Origin of the sequence: Paracoccus sediminilitoris (assembly GCF_003259195.1) — a bacterium.
Taxonomy (GTDB): Bacteria; Pseudomonadota; Alphaproteobacteria; order Rhodobacterales; family Rhodobacteraceae; genus Paracoccus; species Paracoccus sediminilitoris.
Window position 1 is genome coordinate 115580 of the sequence record NZ_QJPK01000001.1, and the last position, 21632, is coordinate 137211.

A 21632-nucleotide genomic window follows, 5' to 3' on the forward strand; every position below is an offset into this window, starting at 1 on the left:
ATGACCACACGCGTGCTGGTGCCCTCGGGCGTCCTGGGCCTGGGCTTCGACCGTGAAGCCCTTGCCCGGGGTGTCACGATGGCCCCCGACATCATTTGCATCGACGGAGGGTCCACCGACAGTGGGCCCTTCAGCCTTGGCGCGGGCCAATCGAAATATTCCCGCGCCGCCACGAAATCCGAATGGCGCAGCCTGATGCAGGCGCGCGCCGAACTGGGCGTTCCGCTGGTCATCGGCACTGCGGGCACCTGCGGCACGGATGCGACGGTGGACTGGATGTTCGACATCACCGCCGAACTGGCCGCTGAACTGGGCCAGTCGCCGACCGTGGTCCGGCTTTATTCCGACCAGCCCGCCGACCGCGTGGCCACGGCCCATGCGGCGGGCCGCGTCACCCCCCTGACCCCCGCCCCCGATTTCGCGCTGGAGGGGCTGACGAACATCGTGGCCCTGGCAGGCGTCGAACAGATCCAGGCGGCGCTGGCGCTTGGGGCCGATATCGTCATCGCCGGGCGCACCACCGACACCGCGACCATCGCCGCCCTGCCCTTGGCGCGCGGCGATGCCGCCGGTCCGGCCTGGCACGGTGCCAAGATCGCGGAATGCGGGGCGCTGTGTTCCACGAACCCGACCTCGGGCGTGATCATGGTCGATTTCGACGACACGGGCTTTACCGTCCAGCCGCTGGCCGAAGGGGCGTTCTGCACGCCCCATTCCGTGTCGGCGCATATGCTTTATGAAAACTCGGACCCGTTCTGCCTTCATGAACCGGGTGGATATCTGGACGTGACCGGCGCGCGCTATACCGCGCTGGACGCCCGCCGCGTCCGGGTCGAGGGGTCGAAATGGGTCCCCGCGCCCTATACCGTAAAACTGGAAGGCGCGCGCGTTGCGGGATATCAGACGACCATCCTGGCGGTCCTGCGCGACGCTCATTACGTCGACAACGCCCAAGCCTGGGTGGACCGGCTGACGGGTTTCCTGCATGCCGAAATCGCCACCCGCATGGGGCTGTCGCAGGATGATTACGACATCCAATTCCGTCTGATGGGTGTCGATGCGACCCTTGGCGACTTGGAAAACCGCCAAGGCAACCCGGTCGAGGTGGGCGTCTTGGGCATCGTCACCGCGCGCGATCAGGCGCAGGCGGCGGAGATCGGCAAGCTGATCAACCCCTTCGTCCTGCACTATCCCCTGACCGACGACGAGGAACTGCCGACCTTCGCCTTCCCCTTTTCCCCCTCCACCACCGATCGCGGCGCGCTTTACGAATTCGCGCTGAACCACGTGATGGCGCTAGAGGATCCGATGTCGGCCTTCCGCCTGACCACGACGAAAGTGACCCCATGACCCTTGGTGATCTTGTCCTGAAAGTCCGGTCCAAGAATGCCGGCCCCTTCTGGGTGACCATCGACATCTTCTGCGACCGCGCCGATGTCTTCGACCGGCTGTCGGCTCAGCTGGACACCGACCGGGTCGCCGCGCTCTACGGCGTGGCGCCCGAGGGGCTGAAACGGTTCGACATCCCCGATCTGCGGGTCATCAAGTTCAGCCTGCCGCGCCCGGTCGTGCAGGGATCGGTCCATGACCGCGACATGCATGGCGCCCAATATGCCGCCCTGCTGGCGGAGCTGCCCCTTGACTAGACCACGGATCCTGACCTTCGGCGCGGGCCTTGCGGGGGCCGCGCTGTTTCTTCTGCTGGGCCTGCCGCTGCCCTTCCTTCTGGGACCGATGCTGGGCTGCCTGATCGTGGCGCTGTCGGGCGCCCGCATGCAGGGCGCGGGACAGTTCGGCATCTTCATGCGGACCTTTCTGGGGGTGGCGGTCGGCGCATCGATCACGCCGCAGGTGCTGGGCGGGTTGCCCGCGATCGCCGGGTCGCTGGCGATGGTGCCGATCTTCATCGGGGTGATCGCGCTGGTCGGCTATCCGCTGTTGCGCTTCGTCTTCGGCTTTGACCATCCGACCGCCTGGTATGCGGCCATGCCCGGCGGGCTGCAGGACATGCTGGTCTTTGGCGAGGAAGCGGGCGGCGACATCCGCGCCCTGTCGCTGATCCATGCGACGCGCATCCTGGTCATCGTGACCGTCGCGCCGCTGATCATGACGCTTTACTGGCAAGTGGACCTGTCCCAACCCCCCGGCGCGCCGATTTCATCCCTGCCCTGGTGGCAGATCGGGCTGATGGTCGTGGCGGGTCTGGTCGGATGGAAGGGCGGCGAACGCTTGGGGCTGTTCGGCGCATCGATCCTGGGGCCGATGATCCTGACCGCCGTCCTGTCGCTGACCGGTATCATCCAAAGCCGCCCCCCCGCCGAGATCATCCAGGCCGCGCAATTCTTCATCGGCATCGCGGTGGGGGCGAAATACGCAGGCATCACCGCGCGCGAACTGCGCGTCGACGTGACGGCGGGGCTGGTCTATGCGCTGATCCTGGCGATCATCAGCCTGATCTTTCTGGAAAGCATCCACCTGATGCATCTGGCGCCTGCGCTGGACGCCTTCCTGGCCTTCCTGCCCGGCGGCCAGGCCGAGATGGTCATCATCGCCATCATCGCAGGCGCCGATCTGGCCTATGTGGTCAGCCACCACATCCTGCGAATCCTGATCGTGATCCTGCTGGCGCCCATCGTGTCGCGGCTGTTCGGGAAAAGGGGGCGCTAGGCCCCCTCCACCGCGATCACGGCGGCGCAATCGCCGGTCTGGATCAGCCCAGGAAAATGCCGCGCCGCGATGATGCCGTCGCGGTTGGCGGTGATGGTCTGGGGTTCGACCCCGGTGCGATCAGGCGCCCAGATCTGCGCGATGGGCTGGCCCGCCGTGACCGCATCGCCCAGATCCGCCAAGGGCTGCATCAGCCCGTCGCGGGTGGCAAAGTGGAAGCAGTCATCCCCCGGCATGTCCAGCCAGACGCTGTCCATCTGGGGAACCTCGCCCGCCAGGATGCCCGCGTGGCGCAGCAGGTTGCGTGCGCCATCGATGGCGATCCGCGCGCTGCGGGCGGTGGCCGTGCCACCGCCGCCCAGTTCGGTCGTCACGAAGGTCTTGCCCTGGCTTTCGACCGCCGTGTCGAACATGCCGACCGCGTCGATCTCCAGCATCATCATCGAATAGGGCGCACCGAAGGCCCGGACGCCCGCCACGCAGGCGGCCTGCTGGGTCTTGTCCTCCAGCACATGCGCCGCCGCATAGGGCAGAAAGTCCAGCGTCTTGCCGCCCGAATGGTAATCCAGAACGACATCCGCCATGGTCACCAGCACATCGTTGAAATAGCTGGCGATCTTCTGGCTGACGCTGCCCTTGGGGTCCCCCGGAAAGGCGCGGTTCATGTTGATCTGGTCGATGGGGCTGACCCGCGTGCCCGCCCGGAACGCCGGATAGTTCATATAGGGCGCGATGATGACGCGCCCCGTGATCTCGGCGGGGTCCAGGTCCCATGCCAGCTGCTGCAGGGCGATGGGGCCCTCGTATTCGTCGCCGTGATTGCCCCCCGTCAACAGGGCCGTCGGGCCTTCGCCATTGGCGATGACGGTGATGGGGATCATCACGCTGCCCCATGCGCTGTCATTGCGGGAGTAGGGCAGGCGCAGGAAACCGTGATGCTTGCCCATGCCGTCCAGCGCGATGGTCGGAACGATGGGGTGGGTCATGACTTGACCAGCATCCGGCGCGGGATGTTGCAGAACAGCTCAGGCTCCCGTTCGGTGATGACGATGGATTCCGTCGTCTCGTATCCCCAATTGTCCATCCACAGGCCGGTCATGAAGTGGAAGGTCATGCCGGGCTTCAGCTCGGTCTGGTCACCGCGGCGCAGCGACATGGTGCGTTCGCCCCAGTCGGGCGGATAAGAGAGGCCGATCGGGTATCCGGTGCGATTGTCCTTGACGATGCCATAGCGGTCCAGGACGGTGAAGAAGGCATTGGCGATATCCTCGCAGGTGTTGCCGGCGGTGGCGGCGGCAAGTCCCGCATCCATCCCCTCCAGCACGGCCTTTTCGGCGTCCAGCATCTCCTGCGGCGGGGTGCCCAGGAAGATCGTGCGCGAAAGCGGCACATGGTATCGCTGATAACAGCCCGCGATTTCGAAGAAGGTGCCTTCGTCCCGCTTCATCGGCTGGTCGTCCCAAGTCAGGTGGGGCGCGGCGGCGTCAGGGCCCGATGGCAGCAGCGGCACGATGGCCGGGTAATCGCCGCCATGCTGGGACCATTCGTCGTAACGCAGCCCCGCATCATAGATTTCCGCCACCAGGTCGCATTTGCGCATGCCCACCTCGATCCGGTCGGCGATGCGGCGGTGCATGCGTTCCACGATCCGCGCGGCCTTGCGCATATAGGCCAGTTCCTTGGGCGTCTTGATCGCGCGCTGCCAGTTGACCAGACCTGTGGCATCCAGGATCTGCGCGTCGGGCAAGCCCGCGCACAGGCGCTGATGGGCCTTGGCGGTGTACCAGTAATTGTCCATCTCGACGCCGATGAAGCCGGTATGCCAGCCCTTGTCGGCCAGCGTCGCCCAGAGGTAATCCATCGGATGACGGTCCACCGACTGCACGTAATGGTCGGGATAGCCGATGATGTGATCATCGCTCATCCAGACGGTGCGCAGCGCGCCCTGGGCATCCTGGCCACGCCCGAACCAGATCGGCGCGCCGGTCGGCCCCACGATCACGCATTGATGGACATAGAAGGACCAGCCGTCATAGCCGGTCAGCCACGCCATGTTCGACGGATCGCTGACGATCAGCATGTCGAGCCCCAGCTTCTCCATGCTGGCGCGGGTCTTGCGCAAGCGTTCCTCGTATTCCGCGGTCGAGAAACGTTCTGGTGTCCTCTGCAGTTCTGGCATTCACGTGTCTTTCGAAAACGCGGCAAGCGCGTGGGTGGCAATCGCGGTATCCTGCGCACCGGTACCGGTCAGATCGCAGATGGTGATCTGGTCGCGGCTGGTGCGGCCGGGATGGGTTTTGGCGATGATCTGTCCCAGTTCTGGGACGGGCGCATCGGCGTCAAAGGTCTGGGCGGCCAGGGCGGGGCGCAATTCGCCCATCAGGCGGGTCTGGCTGGCGCGGTCGGCGACATAAAGATCGGCGCGCTTCAGGCAAAGCGGGTCCAGTTCGGTCTTGCCGGGCTGATCGCTGCCCATGGCGGTCACATGCATCCCCGGCCGCAGCCATTCGGCGCGAAAGATCGGTTGCGTCGCGGGGGTGGTGGTGACGACGATATCGGCCAGACCTGCGGCCTCGGCAGGGTCCGCGGTGGCGCGCACGCGCAGGTCGGGGCCGTCCAGTTCGGCGGCCAGCGCCTGCGCGCGGGACAAATCACGCGCCCATATCACCGCATCGGTGATCGGGCGCACCAGCCGCAGCGCCTGCAGCTGCAACCGCGCCTGCAGCCCGGCGCCAAAGATCGCAGCGCGGCTGGCATCCGCCCGCGCCAGGTGACGCGCGGCCACGCCGCCCGCCGCCGCGGTGCGAATATCGGTCAGATAGCCGTTATCCAGCAGCACCGCCCGTACGCGGCCCGTCTGCGCATCCAGCACCGCCATCATGCCGCTGGTGGACGGCAGACCGCGCGCCGGGTTGTCGAAGAAGCCGGGCGAGATCTTGACCGCGAACCCGGCCAGCCCCGGCACATAGGCGGTCTTGATGTCCACCTCTCCGTTCACGTCTGGCAGGTGCATGGACAGGACCGGCGGCATGACGACATGACCGCCCGCCAGACCGCGAAAGGCGTCTTCGACGATGTCGATGACGGCCGCGTCAAGGTCGATGCGCTGGCGCAGCTGCTGTTCGGTCAGGACCAGGATGTCGGTCATGACGCCTCCTGCAGGATGGCGGCGTGGCGGGCGGGGTCGATGTTTTCGCCCGACAAGATCAGGACCAGCGGCCCGTCATCGGCCCGCAGACGCCCCGACAGGACCGCGCCCGCACAAACGGCGGCGGCGCCTTCGACCCGGTGGCCATCCTGGGCCAGGTGGCGCAGGCCATCGGCGATCTGGTCTTCGGACAGCAGGATCAGGTCGTCCATCAGGTCGCGGACCATCGGAAAGGTCAGCCGGTTTTTCAGCCCGATGCCGCCACCCAGGCTGTCGGCAAGGGTCTCCAGTTCCCGGATCTCGACCGGGTGGCCCGCATCGAGGCTGGCGGCCATGGCGGCGCCTCGCTGCATGCTGATGCCGACAATGCGGATATCAGGGCGCAGCGCCTTCGCCGCCGCCGCAACCCCGGCCAGCAGGCCGCCCCCCGACAGGGGGATGGCGATGGTGGCGGCGTCCGGCACCTGGTCTAGGATCTCCAGCCCCAGCGTGCCCTGCCCCGCGATGACGTCGGGATGATCAAAGGGCGGGATCAGCGCAAAGCCTTCGTCGCGCTGCAGGCGGATGGCTTCCAGAAAGGCCTCATCCTGGCTGTCGCCGATGATGCGGGCTTCGGCGCCCAGTTCGGCGATGGCGTCCAGCTTGTTCTGCGGCACAAGGCGCGACATGCAGATGATGGCGGGGATGCCCCGCGCCCGTGCCGCATGGGCCAGCGCGCGCCCGTGGTTCCCGGTCGAGGCCGTCGTGACCCCGGCAACCTTGCCCACCCGCGCGACCGCATTCGTCGCCCCGCGCAGCTTGAAGGCGCCGGTCGTCTGGCGGTATTCGCATTTCAGCCAGACCGGCCCGCCCGCGATTTGCGAGAGCGAAGGTGACGCCTGCATCGGGGTGACGCGGACATCGTCGCGGATGCGGTCGAGGGCCGCCATGATATCGTCCAGCGTCACCATGGCCGTCGCTACCACGACCGGCACCGGAACAACGCGCCCGGCCCCGCGGCAGGGATCTGTGCCTGGTCCAGCATCGCCCAGAAAAGCGCCTGGTTCGAGGTGATGACCGGCTTGCCCAAGGTGTCTTCGATCCGTTCGATCAACCCGATGGCGGGCAGTGCCGTGCAGGACATGAACAACGCCTGCGCGTCCGGGTGGTCGCTGTTCACGGCCATCTGCATGATCGTGTCGGCATCCAGCACCGCCATGTCGCGATCATCGGCATAGTTCATCGAACTGCGCCGCACCACGTCGATGCCGTGGCTCTGGAAGTAATCGCCGACCAGATCGGTCGTTGCGGCAAGATAGGGGGTCATCAGCGCCAGGCGCGTAATGCCAAGGGCCGCAAAGCCGCGCAGCGCCGCCGAGGTCGGCGTGACCAGCGGTGCGCGATTGCCCACCAGTTCGCCGATCCCCGGACCCAACACCGCCGAAGCCGAGGTGCAGCCAAAGCCGATCGCCGCCAGGTCCACCCCCGGCACCAGCAGATCCGCCGCCGCCCGCAGGCGCGGGCCGGTGTTGCGCAGGTTTTCCTCGGTCGTGGGGTTGTCGAAGGCGATGCGGGTCACGTGCAGCTGGGTACCCCAAGGCATCAGGCGCGCGGCGTCGCCTTCGATCGTCATGTCGGTGGCAAGGGCCACCAGGCCGAACCGTTGCAGCGCCATCATGCACCTCCGGGGGCAAAGGCAAGGTCACGCAGGAACAACGCGATCTGCGGGAAGAAGATCAGCGCGACGGCCACCGCCAGCAGGATCGCGATGAAGGGCGGGGTGCCGCGGATGACCTCCAGATAGGGGCGCTTGAAGACGGCGATGGCCGTGAAGATGTCGCAGCCGAAGGGTGGTGTCGCACTGCCGATGGCGACCTGCAGGGTGATGATCGTGCCGACCAGGACCGGGTCCAGCCCGACCGATTGCACCACGGGCGAAAAAATCGGCACAAGGATCAGGATGACCACGATGGGATCGACGAACATGCAGCCCACGAAGAAGGCGATGGAAATGGTGAACAGCACCCCGTAAGGCCCCATTCCGTCGATGCCGATGCCGCCCAGGATCGCCTGGGGGATCTGCGCGAAGCTGATGACATAGCTGAAGGCCGTGCCCGCGCCGACCAGGATGAAAACTACCGCCGTGATCAGACCGGTGGATTTGGCGGTGGCGTAAAGCTGCTTCATGCTGAGTTCGCGAAACACGACCAGCTCCAGCAGCAGGGCATAGAGGACGCAGGCGGCCGCGGCCTCGGTAGGCGAAAAGATGCCGCCATAGATGCCGCCGATGATGATGACCGGAAAGCCCAGGGGCCACAGTGCACGGCGCACGGCGCGCAGGCGTTCGGACCAGGTGGCCGGTTCCTCGGTCGGGACGTTGTGGCGGACGGCGTAGATATAGGCATAGATCGAGAACAGCAGCAGGATCAGCAGCCCCGGCCCGATCCCCGCGATGAACAGTTCCGAAATCGAGGTGCCCGACACCACGCCATAGATGATCATCCCGATCGAGGGCGGGATCAGGAAGGCGATGTCGGATGCGTTGATGATCAGCGCCAGCGAAAAGCTGTCGCTGTAGCCCGCCTTCAGCAGACGCGGGCGCAGCGGGCCGCCGACGGCAACCACCGTGGCTTGGGTAGACCCCGACACCGCGCCGAACATCGTACAGGCGCCTGCGGTCGAAATGGCCAGCCCGCCCTTGACGTGGCCCAGAAAGGCCATGACCAGGTCGATCAGCCGTTCGGCCGATTGCCCGCGCGTCATCAGGTCGGCGGCAAAGATGAACATCGGCACGGCGATCAGGCTGGCGGGCTGGATGCCCGCGATGACCTGCTGGACCAGCGTTTCCAGCTGACCAAGCCCGCCGAAAAGGCCCACGAAGCCGACCATCGATCCGATGATCAGCGGCACCATCATCGGAAAGCCCAGCAGAAGCAGGACGATCATCGTTCCCAGAATTGCAGCGGTCATTGATCCTGCGCCTTTTCGTCCAGAGCGTCGGAGGAGGCGTCGGAATATCCGTCGCGCGTGCTTGTGGACAGCCAGACGCCGTCATCGGTGACGTTCTTCAGCGCCGTCATCAGGTATTGGATGCCGGTCAGGAAAAAGCCCAAGGGCGCCCAGACCAGGATCCACCAGTTGGGGATCTGCAGCGCGGGCAGCACCCTGCCCCGACCGGCCTGGGTGATGACATAGGACAGCGCGTACCACGCCAAGAGCAGCATCAGCGCACCGGTCAGCCCCGCAATGATCGCCATGCCGAACCGACGGCCCTTGTGCGGCAGCGCGTCGAAAAAGGCCGACATGCGGATATGGCGGCCATGCCGCGCGGCATAGGAGATGCCTGCAAAGGTGATCAGCACGATCAGCGCCTGGTTCACCTCTTCCGAAAAATAGAGCGATTGTCCGAAGACATAGCGACCCACCACGTTGGCGACCGTGTTTAGCGCCATCAGCAGGACGCCAATCGCCAGAAGGATCGCCTCAAGCCGGGCAATGGCGGCGTCGATGGGACCCAAGGGTCCGGGCAGGCCTGAATCGTAAAGGGAATCGTCGATGTCGTCGTCAGACGCCGTGGTCTTGGCTGCGGCCAGAACGTCGGGATCCAGTTCGGGGGGGGTCGTCTTGGCCTTCATGGCTGTATGTCCTGCCGGTAAACCGCGTGGGTCGTCATGAAAGGCCCGGCCCCAAGACGGGGCCGGGCCAGCGGTGCGGTGCTCAGCTGGAACCGGCAGCCTCAAGATCGGCCTTCATCTGGTCCAGGATTTCCTGGGCGCGCGGACCACCGATTTCCAGGAAGGTCTCCTCGACCTGCTGGGCGGTGTCGCGGAAGGGGGCGCGCTGTTCTTCCGACAGCGTCGTCACGGTGATCTCGGGCTTGGCTTCCTTGATCTTCTCCAGCGATTCCTCGGTCAGGCCCTGCTGGTATTCCAGGATGGTGTCGAAGGCGGTGTCGGCGGCATCCTGCACGAGCTTCTTGTCCTCATCGGACAGCCCGTCGAAGAATTCCTTATTGGCCATCAGCGCGGTGGTGAAGTTGTTGTGGCCAAGACGGGTGATGTGGTCGGTCACCTCGTACATGCGGGTGGATTCGATGAAGAAGGCCGGGTTTTCCTGGCCGTCGATGATGCCGGTCTGCAGACCGCCATAGACCTCGCCCCAAGGCAGCGGCGTCGGGGTCGCGCCGAAGGCCTTGTAGCTTTCCACCAGCAGCGGGTTGGTCATCACGCGCACCTTGACGTCGCCCAGGTCGTCGGGACCTTCCACGGGCTGTTTCGTGGTCAGCATGACCTCGCCCTCGGGATACATCTTCAGCAGTTCCAGACCCTGTTCGGCATAAAGCTCGGGGAAGATGTCGTTGATGGCCTTGCTGTCGCGGAAGAAGGTCGCCAGCGTTTCCTCGTCCTGGGGCAGCAGGTAGGGCACGAAGAAGACCTGGGCCTCGGGGATCAGCGACCCGGTGAAGCCCGGCGACTGGTTCACGAACTGCAGGATGCCCGATTGGGCCTGTTCCATGATGTTGTCGGATTCACCAAGCGTGCCGAAGGGGAACAGCTGGACCTCGTGGTCGGAATTGGCCTCGATCTCTTCCTTGAACTTCTGGGCATAGACGCCCTGAACCTCGTCCAGGGCTTCCTCGAAGGCATAGCGCCATGTGTCGGCCATGGCGGCGCCGCTTCCCAGAACCAGGGCTGCGATGCTGGCGGTCGTCAATGTCTTGATGGTCATGGTACCTCCTGTTGCGGACAATCGCAGGCTAACGGCCCCGTTGCCTCAAAGTTGCAGGATTCGGGCCGATTGGCCCGACCTGTCTTGCGCCGAGAGTTCGGCCCAAGCGATTTCCAAGTCAATTTCTATATTAAATCATGACAATTCTGACACCGAGTGTCAAACCGGCTGCCCGTCCAGAGCGCCTTTTGCGGGCGAACCGCCCGGAAGAATTGCACAAATTTGGCGCAGGGCATGGTCCAGTTCGCCCATCCCCGGTCCCCCCACCGCGATCCGCAGCGCCGGCCCCGAGGGCAGGACCGCGAAACCCGATCCGGGCGCCACGGCCACCTGCCGGGCCAGCGCCGCCGCGACCAGCGCGGCCTCGTCCGTGCCCGGCGGCAGCGCCAGCCAGCGGTGAAGGCCGTGCTGAAAGCCATGCGCCATGGGGCCCAGGCTGCGCTGGACCAGGCGGTTGCGGGCGGCCAGCTCCACCCGCTGCGCGGCCAGCAGCGCATCGGCGGTCCCCGAGGTGATCCAGTCCTGCGCGATCTCGGCCATCAGCGGCGTGGCCATCCAGGTCATCGACAGGTGCCGGTTCAGCACGGCCTCTGCCCAATGTTCAGGCATGGCCAGAAAACCCAGCCGCAACCCCGGCGACAGGCATTTCGACAGCCCCGTGAAATAGAAACCGCGGTCCGGGGCGATGCTGGCGATTGGCGCGGGGCGGCGCAGGGGCATGGGCCCGGTCGGGTCGCTTTCCAGGATCATCAGCCCGGCGATGGCGGCGGCCTCGGCCAGTTCGGCGCGACGTTCGCGATCGATGATGCGGGCATGCGGTCCGCCCCCCGCCGGCAACAGAAAGACCGCCTTCATCCGCCCGCCCGCCGCCCCCGCCGCCGCGATCAGCGCCTGCGGATCCATGCCGCGGTCATCGCCGGCGATGCCGCGCAGTCGCAGGTGCAGGTGCTTGGCCGCGGGTTTCAGCGTGTGGCAGGTGGAGCTTTCGGTCGCGATGATGTCACCCGGTTGGGCCACCGTCATCAGTGCCACGAACATCGCGGGCGTCGTGCCGTTGGTGATCAGGATGCGCTGTGCGGGGACCACCATGCCGCAACGCGCCAGCCAGGCCGCCGCCATGCCCCCATACAGCGACATGGTCTGGCGCGGGCGAAAGGACAGCATCGCGGATTCGGGCAGCCGGTCCGCCAGCCGCATCATGCTGTCGCGCCAGGCATCGGCGATGATCGGCAGGCGGACGGGCGTCATCATCGACAGATCGATCGGCGGGCGGTCGGTCGGCGCGCGGAACCACGGCACCTCGATCGTCTCGCGCGGGCCCGATTTCACGAAGCTGCCGCGCCCCACCTCGCCCGAGATCAGGTCGGCGCGGATCAGTTCCTCATAGGCGCGGCTGACGGTCTGGACGCTGACGCCCAGCTGCCAGGCCAGGTCGCGATGCGGCGGCAGGCGCTGTCCGGGGCGCAGGCTGCCCGCGTCGATGGCGGCGGCGATCCCCTGGGCCAGGCTGCGATAGGCCGGGCGGGTGATATCCTGTTTTCGTAAGGGCCAATGCGACATGCCGACAGGATTGCAGCCCCCGTCGATGCTTGTCCAGATTGACAATCGACAAAGGCGCGGAAAGAACCGTGCCATGACCCCGACCCGCCCCGAACTGCGCCTTGACGACCGCGACATCGCAATCCTTGCGGTTCTGTCGCGCGAAGGCCGCATCGCCAAGACCGCCCTGGCGGCGCGGGTGAACCTGTCGCCCACCCCCTGCTGGGACCGGATGCAGCGGCTGGAAAAGGCCGGGCTGATCCGTGGATACCGCGCCGATATCAGCCTTGCGGCCCTAGGCAAGCATGTGCAGGTCTTCGTCACAGTGGAACTGGACAGCCACCGGGCCGAAAGTTTCCAGACCTTCGAACGCGTGATCGCCCGGATGGATCAGGTCACCGGCTGCTGGGCCATCGGGGGTGGCTATGACTATCTGATGCAGGTCGTGGCGACGGATGTGGCGGCGTTTCAGGACCTGATGGACGGGCTGCTGGAAAGTCGCGCGGGTGTGCGGCGCTATTTCAGCTATATCGTGACGAAGCCCGTCAAGGACATGCCGCCCGCCACCGCCCTGCTGCCGTAACCCCGAGGAATCCTCTGGAAGGGCATCGCTGGCGCGAGGAATCCTCTGCCCTGTCCCCGATTTTTAGGGAAATCACCTGCCCGGCCCACGTCACATTGGCGCCAAGCCAAGGAGGTGCGCCATGTTTGACGATCAAAGCCGACTGTCCGAACGTCTGGACGATGCGGGCCTGTTGCCTGCCGCAGGCGATTTCCCCGCCGAAGGACGTCTGGCCGTCCGCGACCCCGCCACGGGCGATCTGGTGGCGCAGGTCGCCATCAGCGATGCGAACGGCGCGAAGGCCGCCGTCGATGCCGCCCAGGCCGCCTTTCCTGATTGGTCGGCCACCCTGCCCCAGGACCGCGCCGCGATCCTGCATCGCTGGCACGGTCTGATCCTGGGTGCCAAGGAAGACCTGGCGCGCATCATGGTCGCCGAACAGGGCAAACCCATCAGCGAGGCACGGGGCGAGATCGACTATGCCGCCAGCTTCGTGCAGTTCTATGCCGAGGAAGCGCTGCGCCCGAACATCGAAGGCGTCACCAGCCACTTGGCCGATGCCGAGATGGAACTGTGGCGCGAACCCGTCGGCGTCGCCGCCCTGATCACGCCGTGGAACTTTCCGTGTGCCATGATCACCCGCAAGGCCGCGGCCGCATTGGGCGCGGGCTGCACGGTGGTGATCCATCCGTCGGCGGAAACGCCGCTATCGGCGCTGGCGCTGGCGGAACTGGCGCGGCGGGCCGGGTTCCCCGAGGGCGTCGTCAATACGATCATCGGCGATGCGGCCACCATCGTCGGCGAATGGACCGCCGATAAACGCGTGCGGGCGCTGTCCTTCACCGGGTCCACCGAAGTGGGCCGCCTTCTTTACCGCCAATCGGCCGATACCGTGAAGCGGTTGGTGATGGAGCTTGGCGGCCATGCCCCCTTCATCGTCTTCCCAAGCGCCGATCTGGACCGCGCCGTCGCCGAAGGCATCAAGGCCAAATTCGCCACATCCGGACAGGATTGCCTGGGGGCGAACCGCTTCTATATCCATCGCGATGTCTATGACGACTTCTGCGCGCGTTTCACCAAGGCGACGCAGGCTTTGACGATGGGCCACGGCATGGACGATCCCGATATCGGTCCTCTGATCCATGACCGCCAGATCGACAAGCAAGTCGCGCATGTCACGGACGCACTGTCCAAAGGCGCGCGGCTGCTGTGCGGGGGCAAGGTCGATGCCGATCTGGGGCCGCTGTTCTTCCAGCCGACCGTGCTGGCCGACGTCACCGACGAAGCGGCGATCATGACGGAAGAAACCTTCGGGCCCGTCGCCGCCCTGTCGATCTTTGACACCGAGGAAGAAGTCATCGAACGTGCCAATGCGTCCGAATACGGGCTGGTGGCCTATGTCCACAGCCAGGACCCGCGGCGGATCTATCGCCTGACGCGGGCGTTGCAATACGGCATGGTCGCCGTGAACCGCACCAAGGTCACGGGCGCGCCGATCCCCTTCGGGGGGATGAAACAATCCGGTCTGGGACGCGAAGGCGCCCGTCAGGGCCTCGAGGCCTTTACCGAGATCAAATATGTCTGCCGCGACTGGGGCTGAAGAACCGGGGATGAAAGGAAATTCCGATATGCTGACCAATGATGAACTGGCCAAATGGGACCGCGAGAGCTTTTTCCATCCCTCGACGCACCTGGCGCAATTCGCCCGTGGCGAAGCCCCGCAGCGCATCGTCACCGGCGGTGAGGGCGTCTTTATCCAAGACCGCGACGGCAACCGCCTGCTGGACGGTTTCGCGGGGCTTTACTGTGTGAATGTCGGCTATGGCCGCAAGCAGATCTCGGATGCGATCGCCAAGCAGGCGCATGAACTGGCCTATTACCACGCCTATGCCGGGCATGGGTCGGAAACCTCGATCACGCTGGCCAAGATGGTGATGGACCGCGCGCCCGAAGGCATGGCGCGCGTCTATTTCGGCCTTGGCGGGTCGGATGCCAATGAAACCAACATCAAGCTGGTCTGGTATTACAACAACATCCTGGGCCGCCCGAAGAAGAAGAAGATCATCAGCCGCTGGCGCGGGTATCACGGATCGGGTCTGGTCACCGGGTCGCTGACGGGGCTTGAGCTGTTCCACAAGAAGTTCGACCTGCCGCTGGAGCATGTGATCCACACCGAGGCACCCTATTACTTCCGCCGCCCCGATGCCTCCATGTCCGAGGGTGATTTCGTCGGCTATTGCGTCGACAAGCTGGAGGCGCTGATCGAGGCCGAGGGTGCCGACAACATCGCCGCCTTCATCGGTGAACCCGTTCTGGGCACCGGCGGCATCGTCCCGCCCCCCGCCGGTTACTGGCAGGCGATCCAGAAGGTTCTGGACAAGCACGACATCCTGCTGATCGCGGATGAGGTCGTCACCGGCTTTGGTCGTCTGGGCACGATGTTCGGGTCCGACCATTACGGCATGAAGCCCGACCTGATCACCAGTGCCAAGGGGCTGACCAGCGCCTATGCGCCGCTCTCGGCATCAATCGTCGGCCAGAAGATGTGGGATGTGCTGTCGCGCGGCACCGACGAAAACGGCGTGTTGGGCCACGGTTGGACCTATTCCGCCCACCCCATCGGGGCTGCGGCGGGCGTTGCCAACCTGAAGCTGATCGACGAGCTGGGCCTGGTCGAAAATGCCGGCAAGACGGGTGCCTATCTGAACCAGCGCATGCAGGCCGCCATCGGCGATCACGCCCATGTGGGCGAGGTTCGCGGCGAGGGTATGCTCTGCGCGGTGGAACTGGTGGCGGATCGCGACAACCGCAAGTTCTTTGACCCCTCCGAAGGCAAGGGCGCCAAGGTCGTGGCCGCCATGCTGAAGCGCGGCGTCATTGCACGCGCCATGCCCCAGGGCGACATCCTGGGCTTTGCCCCGCCCCTGTGCCTGACCGAGGCCGAAGCCGATCAGATCGTCAATGTCACCGCCGAGGCGCTTGCCGAAGTGTTGGGCTGATCTGCGTCCCGCGACGCCCGGGGGATGACGCATCCCCCGGACCCCCTGCCCCGGACGCACCTTGAGGTCAGGTCAGCGGGTCAGGTCATCCTGGGTGTCGACATCGATCAGCAGATCGGGGGCGTGAACCAAGGAATGCTGCGGCAGATCCTGCAGAAGGCGGCCAGCCCCATGGTCGCCTTTCAGCGTTGAGAGGGCCGGGATCATCGCACGCGGGAAACAGGCTGGCGGCAGCGCCGTCGTCCCATCATGACTGGCAGCGATATGGCCATCGGTGGCGCGTTGCATGACGGCGTCCAGATGTTCGTCCGTGACCAAAGGCATGTCGCCCAAGGCGATCAGCAGCAGATCGGGATCGCCCACCGCATCCAGCCCCGCGCGCAGGCTGTCGGATTGCTGGCCGGGCGCGATGCGGATGATGCGGAAACCGTCCAACAGCGCGGCGACGGCGTCGCTGGTCACCACCGCCACGCGGTCGTCCAGCGCCGCGTCGCGCATGGCGCGCGCGGCGTGGGCGATGAGCGGTTCACCGCGAAAATCGGCCAACAGCTTGTCATCCGCGCCAAAACGGCTGGAATTGCCTGCGGCCAGAAGAAGTCCTGTATGGGTCATCCGAAGCGCTCCTCGTATTCGGCCAGGATCTCGGTCAGCGCGGAAGCCGCAATCAGGCGCGGGTCGCGACCGCGCGCGACGACGCCGATCGGGCCGCGCATCCGGTCCAGATCCTGAGGGGTGACACCTTCCAGCGCCAGCGATTGCAGCCGTACGTTCTGGGCCCTGCGCGACCCCAAGGCACCGACATAGAAGGCTTGGGATGCCAAGGCCCGTTTCAGGGCCGGCATTTCGCGGTCATGGTCATGGAACAGCGTGACGACAGCGCTGTGGGCGTCCGGCGTCGCATCGGCCCCGATGGAGGGAAAGCCCAAGGCCGCGACCAGCTGGGAAAGGGCCAGTGCCTCGTCGCCCTCGCCATGAATCTGGAAGGCGGGCGGGGGCGGCAGAGTCAGTTGAAAGCCCTGCCCCCGGCCTTGCGCCGCGCGCTGCGGTTTGCCGCTTTGCAGATCGACATCCCAATGCCCGGTGCGGCGGCGGATGCGGTCATCCCAGATCGAGGACAACCAATCGGCGCAGGGCGCGTGGATCAGCGCGATCCGGACCTGCCCCCCACAGGGCAACGGCAGGTCGATGGGCCCGCCTTCGCCATAGATCAGATGGGTCACCGGTTCGGTCCGGTCCAGATGCGCCGCGATATCGGCATCGATGCACCCCGCGCCCAAACGCCCTACGCGCGCCCCATCTGGCCACAGGGCCATCATTGCACCAGGACGGCGGGGAAACCCGCCCTTCGCCTCGATCAGCATGGCCAAGGACCCGCCGGGGCGTGCCAGAAGGGATTTCACCGGACAGTCGGCAAGGGCAGAAATGGGCGAGGACATCGTCATGGTGGTCTTCCGGGTGCGGGGAACAGACAAGGCAACGCAGCCGGCCCGTATTCGGATGCAAGAAAAACACCGCAGGACGCATTTTCAACCCGTCAGGGGCGCATCATGCGAAAAGGGCCGCGTTCCTTGCGGACGCGACCCGTTTCTGAACAGTCCGAGAGGCAGATCTTACTTGATCTTGCCTTCCTTGTATTCGACGTGCTGACGAAGAACGGGGTCGTACTTACGCACGGTCATCTTTTCCGTCATCGTACGGGCGTTCTTCTTGGTCACGTAGAAGTGGCCGGTGCCGGCGGTCGAGTTCAGCCGGATCTTGATGGTGGTCGGCTTCGCCATGTGTATCGCTCCTGCTTCGGGGCAATCGCGCGCCGCAAACCCCGTGGAATTCCTTATCGAAGCTGCCTTTTATCCTCCACCCTGCCAGAGTCAACCGTCAAAGCGCGAAAAACGTCGATCCGGGCGTGCCGGGGCCTTCAGCCTGCCGCACGCGGGCGTTCGGCCCGTTCCACGGGTCTTGGCAGTTCGATCACATGGCCCGTCACCTGGTTCCGCCCCGTCCGCTTGCCCTGGTACAGCATCGCATCGGCGGTCGAGATCCACAGCTCCATCGACAGATCCGCAGCACTGCGACCTGTCGCGACGCCGACGCTGATCGTGACGACCGGGCTGACACCCGAACCCTTGTGGGGAATGCCCAGGGCCTCGATCCGGTGGCGGATCGTCTCGGCCACCTCCAGCGCGCCGTCATGGTCGGTGCGCGGCAGGATGCAGGCGAATTCCTCGCCGCCATAGCGCAGGCAGACGTCGTCGCTGCGGCGCATCGCGTCGCGCAAGGCATGGGCCACGCGGCGCAGGCAGTCATCACCCTCAAGGTGCCCGTAAAGGTCGTTGAACTGCTTGAAGAAATCGATGTCCATCATGATGAAGGACAGCCATTCCCCCTTGGCGGACAGGTGGTGCAGCTGCGATTGCAGCAGCTCCTCCAGCAGGCGACGGTTGCCAAGACCGGTCAGCGCATCGGTGGTGGCCAGTGCCGACAGCTGGTCGCGCATCCGCTTCAATTCGACATGGTTGCCGACCCGACTGCGCAGCTTGATCGCCTGGATGGGCTTGGTGACGTAATCGACGGCCCCCGCCTCGAAGCCGCGCTCCTCATCCTCGGGGTCGTTCAGGCCGGTGGTGAAGATGACGGGAATGTCGCACAGCACCGGGTCGCGCTTCAGGCGGCGGCAGACTTCATAACCGTCCATGCCGGGCATGACGATATCCAGAAGGATCAGGTCGGGGCGGGCATCCATCGCGACCCCCGGCACGGCCGCGCCCGACCTGGCAAAGCAGATCTCATAGTCATCCTCCAGCACTGCGGCCATCATCTCAATATTGGCGATCTCGTCGTCGACGATCATGATGACGGGTCGGGTCATGTCGGCGCCCCCTGATGGCCCTGTTCCAGGTCCGACTGCATCTGGTCCAGCAGCTGCGCGGCCCGGGTATAGTCCAGCTGCGTCAGCGCGATCATCAGCGGATGTGCGGCCCGCGCGCCGGGCGACAGACCAAGCGCATCCGCCAGCCCGTGAAAGCCCGTACGTGCCGACAGGCTGCATCGCCGGACCTGATCGCGCAATGTCGCAATCGCGGGACCTGCCGACGCTTCCAAGACGGGCGGCAGGTCCGTCGCGGGGATTGGCGGATCGCAGCGAAGGGTGCGCGCGGCGGAAATGGCGGGGGCCAGCGCCCGCGTCAGATCCTTGATCAGGTCGGCAGCATCATCGCCCTGGTTCAGCGCCGTTTCGATGCGTCCCGCCAGTTCGGGAATATCCGCCAACCCCAGGGACCCCGTGACGCTTTTCAGCGTATGGGCAACCAGGCTGGCTTCCTCGGCGCGGCCCTGGGCGATCAGCTGATCCATCCGGGGACCGATGCCGTCGTAATTCCGCCCGAATTCGGAGATCAGGCGGTGCAGCAGCTCGGTCTTGCCGTTCATCCCCCGCAGGGCAGAGGCCAGGTCGAAAGGTGGCAGCCGCTCGGGCAGCGTTGCGATGGCGGGACCGGGTCGCGCGTCGCGGGGCAGCCATTTCGACAGGGTCTCGATCAGCAAGGCCGGGTCGATCGGCTTGGACATGTGGTCGTTCATGCCCGCCCCCAGGCAGCGCTGGCGTTCCTCGGCATAGGCATGGGCGGTCAGGGCGATGATCGGCAGATCTGCGGCGGCGATCCGCTGGCGAATGCGGCGGGTCGCCTCGACCCCGTCCATGCGGGGCATCTGCACATCCATCAGCACCGCAGCATAGCCATTGTCCTGGTCCAGCACCATCTGGCAGGCGGCGATCCCGTCGCCTGCGACATCCACCTGCAGGCCCGCATCCGACAACAGCGCGGTGGCGATTTCCTGGTTGATGGCATTGTCCTCGACCAACAGGACCCGATGTCCGCGCAGCGCCCCCGACAGGTCCGGCTGTGCCGATTGCACCATTCGGGCCGACGTGTCTCCCGGCGTGCCGGGGAACAGCTGGTTCAGCATGTCCAGCAGGTGATGGGGATCCAGCGGCTTGCGCAGCACGCCGCTGATCGCGCGGCGATCCTCATCGCGAATGAATTCGTCGATGGAATAGGCGGTGACCATCAGCGTGGCGGGCATGGGGACCAGCCGCGGGTTGTCGCGCATGGCGCGCACCGTCTGCAGCCCGTCCATGCCGGGCATCTTCCAATCCAGCATCACCAGGTCATAGGGCCTTCCGGCGGCGGCTTCGCGTTCCATCGCGGCCAGCGCCTCGGACCCCGAGGAGACGAGGTCGCCCGACAGCTTCCACCGGCTCAGCAATTCCTGGATGATGTCGCGGGATGCGGGGTTGTCATCGGCCACCAGGATGCGCAGCGCGCGCAGGGCGGGATGGGGGTCGGCGGCAAGGGCGCCGCCTTGCGCGACAAGCAGCCAGACACGGAAGGTAAAGGCGCTGCCGATGCCCGGCATGCTGTCGACGGTGATCGCCCCACCCATCTGTTCGACGATCTGGCGGCAGATGGCCAGCCCCAGCCCCGTGCCGCCGAAGCGGCGCGTCGTCGAACTGTCGGCCTGGGTGAAGGGCGCGAACAGCTTTGCCCGCTGTTCGGCGGTCATGCCGATGCCGCTGTCGCTGACCGCGCATTCGATGCAGATGCGCGCGCCCTCGCGTTCCGCCACCCCGACGGAAATGGCCACGCGGCCTTCCTCGGTGAACTTGATGGCGTTGTTCAGCAGGTTCAGGATCACCTGGTTCAGGCGCATTTCGTCGCCCACCACCAGCACGGGCACATCGTCCGAGATCCGCATGCGGATGGTCAGGCCGCGGGCATGCGCGCTTTCGGCAACCATCTGCACCTGCCCCGACACGGCCGCGCGCAGGTCGAAATCGCGGGCCTCAAGCTCCAGCTTGCCCGCCTCGTTCTTCGAGAAATCCAGGATGTCGTTGATCTGGCGCAGCAGCGACACGCCCGCGCCGTTCAGCTTGGTCACATGATCGCGCTGGCGCGGCTGCAGGTCGCTGCGCTGCAACAGATGGCTGAAGCCCAGGATGGCGTTGATCGGGGTGCGGATCTCGTGGCTGACATTGGCGAGGAACATGCTTTTGGCGCGGCTGGATTCCTCGGCGGCGCGGTTGCGTTCCTCCAGCGCGGCGCTGCGGGCGACCAGCTCGTCGCTCATGACGCGGATGCGGGCAAAGGCGCTCAGGACCTTGTGGATCACCCAGATCAGGACCGACATCTGAAACAGAACGATCGCGGCATGCAGCATCACCCGCGCAAAATCCCCCTGTTCGGGAAAGACCGAAACAGGCAGCAGATACAGCAGGACCAGGTGATGAACGGCGATGCCCGCCGCTGACAGGATCAGCGTGCCCCGGTCGAACCAGGCGATGTTCAGCGCCATGACCGCAAAGAAATACATGTGCATGTCCATCTGCCAGGGATGGCCCTCGAACAGGATCAGCAGCAGCGCGGGTTCGCCGATCAGCGCGATCCCGGCCAGGTTGCGGGTCAGCCGGACGGTCCCGAAGCGCTGCCATGTCAGGTGATAGACCCCCGCCAGCGCCGCCCCCCACAGCATGGCCATCGGCGCCGACAGGACCTGGTTCCACGCCGCCGCCGCCGCCAGAACCGGCACATGCGCCCAGAGCAGCCAGACCAGCAGCCCGCCGAACCGTTCGCGAAGGACCTGGATTTCATCGGTCATGGCCGCGCCTCCGTCTTGTCGGTGAAGCAACCCAACATGCGTGACGACGGCAGCACCGCCCAAGCCCCCTGCGCCAGCATCGCCTGGCGAAAGCCGGGGTCTTCGGATGCGGCGATGGCGATGCCGCGCATGCCGCCCAGGCCCACCACGCCACCCCCGGCGCGATAGACCAGGTCGGTCAGCCGTCCGCCCCCGGCCCCCGGTGCCAGGACCAGGTACTGTCCCTGGACGGGCGATGCGGTCAGGGTGGCGGCGGCCAGCGCCGCGACGCCGGCCAGCAACAGGATCATTGCGGGGGCCATGTCCCGCCAGGTTGCGGGGGCTTCGCCGCTGCGGGCCATGGGGTGCCCATTTTGTG

The 21632-nt window shown here is 65.8% G+C and carries 21 protein-coding genes; 6 read left to right on the top strand and 15 right to left on the bottom strand.

All coding sequences use genetic code 11. From position 1 onward, the window contains the following. Genes DKT70_RS00565 through DKT70_RS00575 form a run of 3 tightly spaced genes read left to right on the top strand, consistent with a single transcriptional unit; the run spans position 1 to position 2667 of the window. Positions 1-1350 (top strand): acyclic terpene utilization AtuA family protein, encoded by a 1350-nt coding sequence (locus DKT70_RS00565; protein ID WP_111557346.1) that lies wholly within the window; start codon positions 1-3, stop codon positions 1348-1350. Next, on the top strand, positions 1347-1646 hold the full coding sequence (locus DKT70_RS00570; RefSeq protein WP_111557347.1) for a DUF4387 domain-containing protein: 300 nt from the start codon (positions 1347-1349) through the stop codon (positions 1644-1646). Before DKT70_RS00565 ends, DKT70_RS00570 begins: the two co-directional genes overlap by 4 nt. Next, a complete protein-coding gene (locus DKT70_RS00575; protein WP_111557348.1) occupies positions 1612-2667 on the top strand; it encodes an AbrB family transcriptional regulator in 1056 nt (351 codons plus the stop codon). Before DKT70_RS00570 ends, DKT70_RS00575 begins: the two co-directional genes overlap by 35 nt. Here DKT70_RS00575 and doeB read toward each other — a convergent pair. The 9 genes from doeB to ehuR all read right to left on the bottom strand — a co-directional run bounded on the left by doeB (position 2664) and on the right by ehuR (position 12082). Next, complete coding sequence (doeB, locus tag DKT70_RS00580) at positions 2664-3653, bottom strand: N(2)-acetyl-L-2,4-diaminobutanoate deacetylase DoeB (protein ID WP_111557349.1); 990 nt, start codon at positions 3651-3653, stop codon at positions 2664-2666. The genes DKT70_RS00575 and doeB overlap by 4 nt on opposite strands. Beyond that, on the bottom strand, positions 3650-4846 hold the full coding sequence (gene doeA, locus DKT70_RS00585; protein WP_111557350.1) for an ectoine hydrolase DoeA: 1197 nt from the start codon (positions 4844-4846) through the stop codon (positions 3650-3652). Before doeA ends, doeB begins: the two co-directional genes overlap by 4 nt. Continuing rightward, a complete protein-coding gene (locus tag DKT70_RS00590) occupies positions 4847-5815 on the bottom strand; it encodes a cyclodeaminase (RefSeq protein ID WP_111557351.1) in 969 nt (322 codons plus the stop codon). Further along, on the bottom strand, positions 5812-6780 hold the full coding sequence (gene eutB / locus DKT70_RS00595) for a hydroxyectoine utilization dehydratase EutB (protein ID WP_233490356.1): 969 nt from the start codon (positions 6778-6780) through the stop codon (positions 5812-5814). The genes DKT70_RS00590 and eutB overlap by 4 nt, the downstream gene beginning before the upstream one ends. Next, complete coding sequence (locus DKT70_RS00600) at positions 6774-7469, bottom strand: maleate cis-trans isomerase family protein (protein WP_158529913.1); 696 nt, start codon at positions 7467-7469, stop codon at positions 6774-6776. The genes eutB and DKT70_RS00600 overlap by 7 nt, the downstream gene beginning before the upstream one ends. After that, the gene (locus DKT70_RS00605; RefSeq protein WP_111557353.1) at positions 7469-8764 is read right to left on the bottom strand and encodes a TRAP transporter large permease; all 1296 of its coding nucleotides are present in this window, start codon (positions 8762-8764) and stop codon (positions 7469-7471) included. Before DKT70_RS00605 ends, DKT70_RS00600 begins: the two co-directional genes overlap by 1 nt. Further along, entirely contained in the window at positions 8761-9429 is a 669-nt protein-coding gene (locus DKT70_RS00610; RefSeq protein WP_111557354.1) for a TRAP transporter small permease, read from the bottom strand. The genes DKT70_RS00605 and DKT70_RS00610 overlap by 4 nt, the downstream gene beginning before the upstream one ends. Before the next feature lie 82 nt (positions 9430-9511). Continuing rightward, a complete protein-coding gene (locus DKT70_RS00615; RefSeq protein WP_111557355.1) occupies positions 9512-10522 on the bottom strand; it encodes a TRAP transporter substrate-binding protein in 1011 nt (336 codons plus the stop codon). A gap of 159 nt (positions 10523-10681) precedes the next feature. Then, positions 10682-12082, bottom strand: a complete 1401-nt coding sequence (gene ehuR, locus DKT70_RS00620; protein WP_158529914.1) for a MocR-like ectoine utilization transcription factor EhuR — start codon at positions 12080-12082, stop codon at positions 10682-10684. Between the two features lie 73 nt (positions 12083-12155). Between ehuR and DKT70_RS00625 the strand changes: the two genes are divergently transcribed. The 3 genes from DKT70_RS00625 to DKT70_RS00635 all read left to right on the top strand — a co-directional run bounded on the left by DKT70_RS00625 (position 12156) and on the right by DKT70_RS00635 (position 15622). Beyond that, positions 12156-12644, top strand: coding sequence for an Lrp/AsnC family transcriptional regulator (locus tag DKT70_RS00625; protein ID WP_111557854.1), 489 nt, complete (start codon positions 12156-12158; stop codon positions 12642-12644). A 121-nt stretch (positions 12645-12765) separates the two neighbouring features. Then, positions 12766-14223, top strand: coding sequence for an NAD-dependent succinate-semialdehyde dehydrogenase (locus DKT70_RS00630; protein ID WP_111557357.1), 1458 nt, complete (start codon positions 12766-12768; stop codon positions 14221-14223). Between the two features lie 28 nt (positions 14224-14251). Beyond that, complete coding sequence (locus DKT70_RS00635) at positions 14252-15622, top strand: aspartate aminotransferase family protein (RefSeq protein ID WP_111557358.1); 1371 nt, start codon at positions 14252-14254, stop codon at positions 15620-15622. Positions 15623-15694: 72 nt separating this feature from the next. Here DKT70_RS00635 and DKT70_RS00640 read toward each other — a convergent pair whose 3' ends face one another. From DKT70_RS00640 to DKT70_RS00665, 6 genes are all read right to left on the bottom strand, one after another. Continuing rightward, complete coding sequence (locus tag DKT70_RS00640) at positions 15695-16234, bottom strand: nucleotidyltransferase family protein (protein WP_111557359.1); 540 nt, start codon at positions 16232-16234, stop codon at positions 15695-15697. Further along, positions 16231-17064 (bottom strand): XdhC family protein, encoded by an 834-nt coding sequence (locus DKT70_RS00645; protein WP_111557360.1) that lies wholly within the window; start codon positions 17062-17064, stop codon positions 16231-16233. The genes DKT70_RS00640 and DKT70_RS00645 overlap by 4 nt, the downstream gene beginning before the upstream one ends. A gap of 168 nt (positions 17065-17232) precedes the next feature. Continuing rightward, positions 17233-17400 carry a 50S ribosomal protein L33 gene (gene rpmG / locus DKT70_RS00650; protein ID WP_072297912.1) on the bottom strand — a complete coding sequence of 56 codons (168 nt, stop codon included), beginning with the start codon at positions 17398-17400 and terminating at the stop codon, positions 17233-17235. Positions 17401-17537: 137 nt separating this feature from the next. After that, entirely contained in the window at positions 17538-18488 is a 951-nt protein-coding gene (locus tag DKT70_RS00655; protein WP_111557361.1) for a diguanylate cyclase, read from the bottom strand. Continuing rightward, positions 18485-21274 carry a response regulator gene (locus tag DKT70_RS00660; protein ID WP_111557362.1) on the bottom strand — a complete coding sequence of 930 codons (2790 nt, stop codon included), beginning with the start codon at positions 21272-21274 and terminating at the stop codon, positions 18485-18487. The genes DKT70_RS00655 and DKT70_RS00660 overlap by 4 nt, the downstream gene beginning before the upstream one ends. Continuing rightward, positions 21271-21615: a hypothetical protein gene (locus DKT70_RS00665; RefSeq protein WP_111557363.1), complete on the bottom strand. Its 345-nt coding sequence runs from the start codon at positions 21613-21615 to the stop codon at positions 21271-21273. The genes DKT70_RS00660 and DKT70_RS00665 overlap by 4 nt, the downstream gene beginning before the upstream one ends. Positions 21616-21632: the final 17 nt, after the last annotated feature.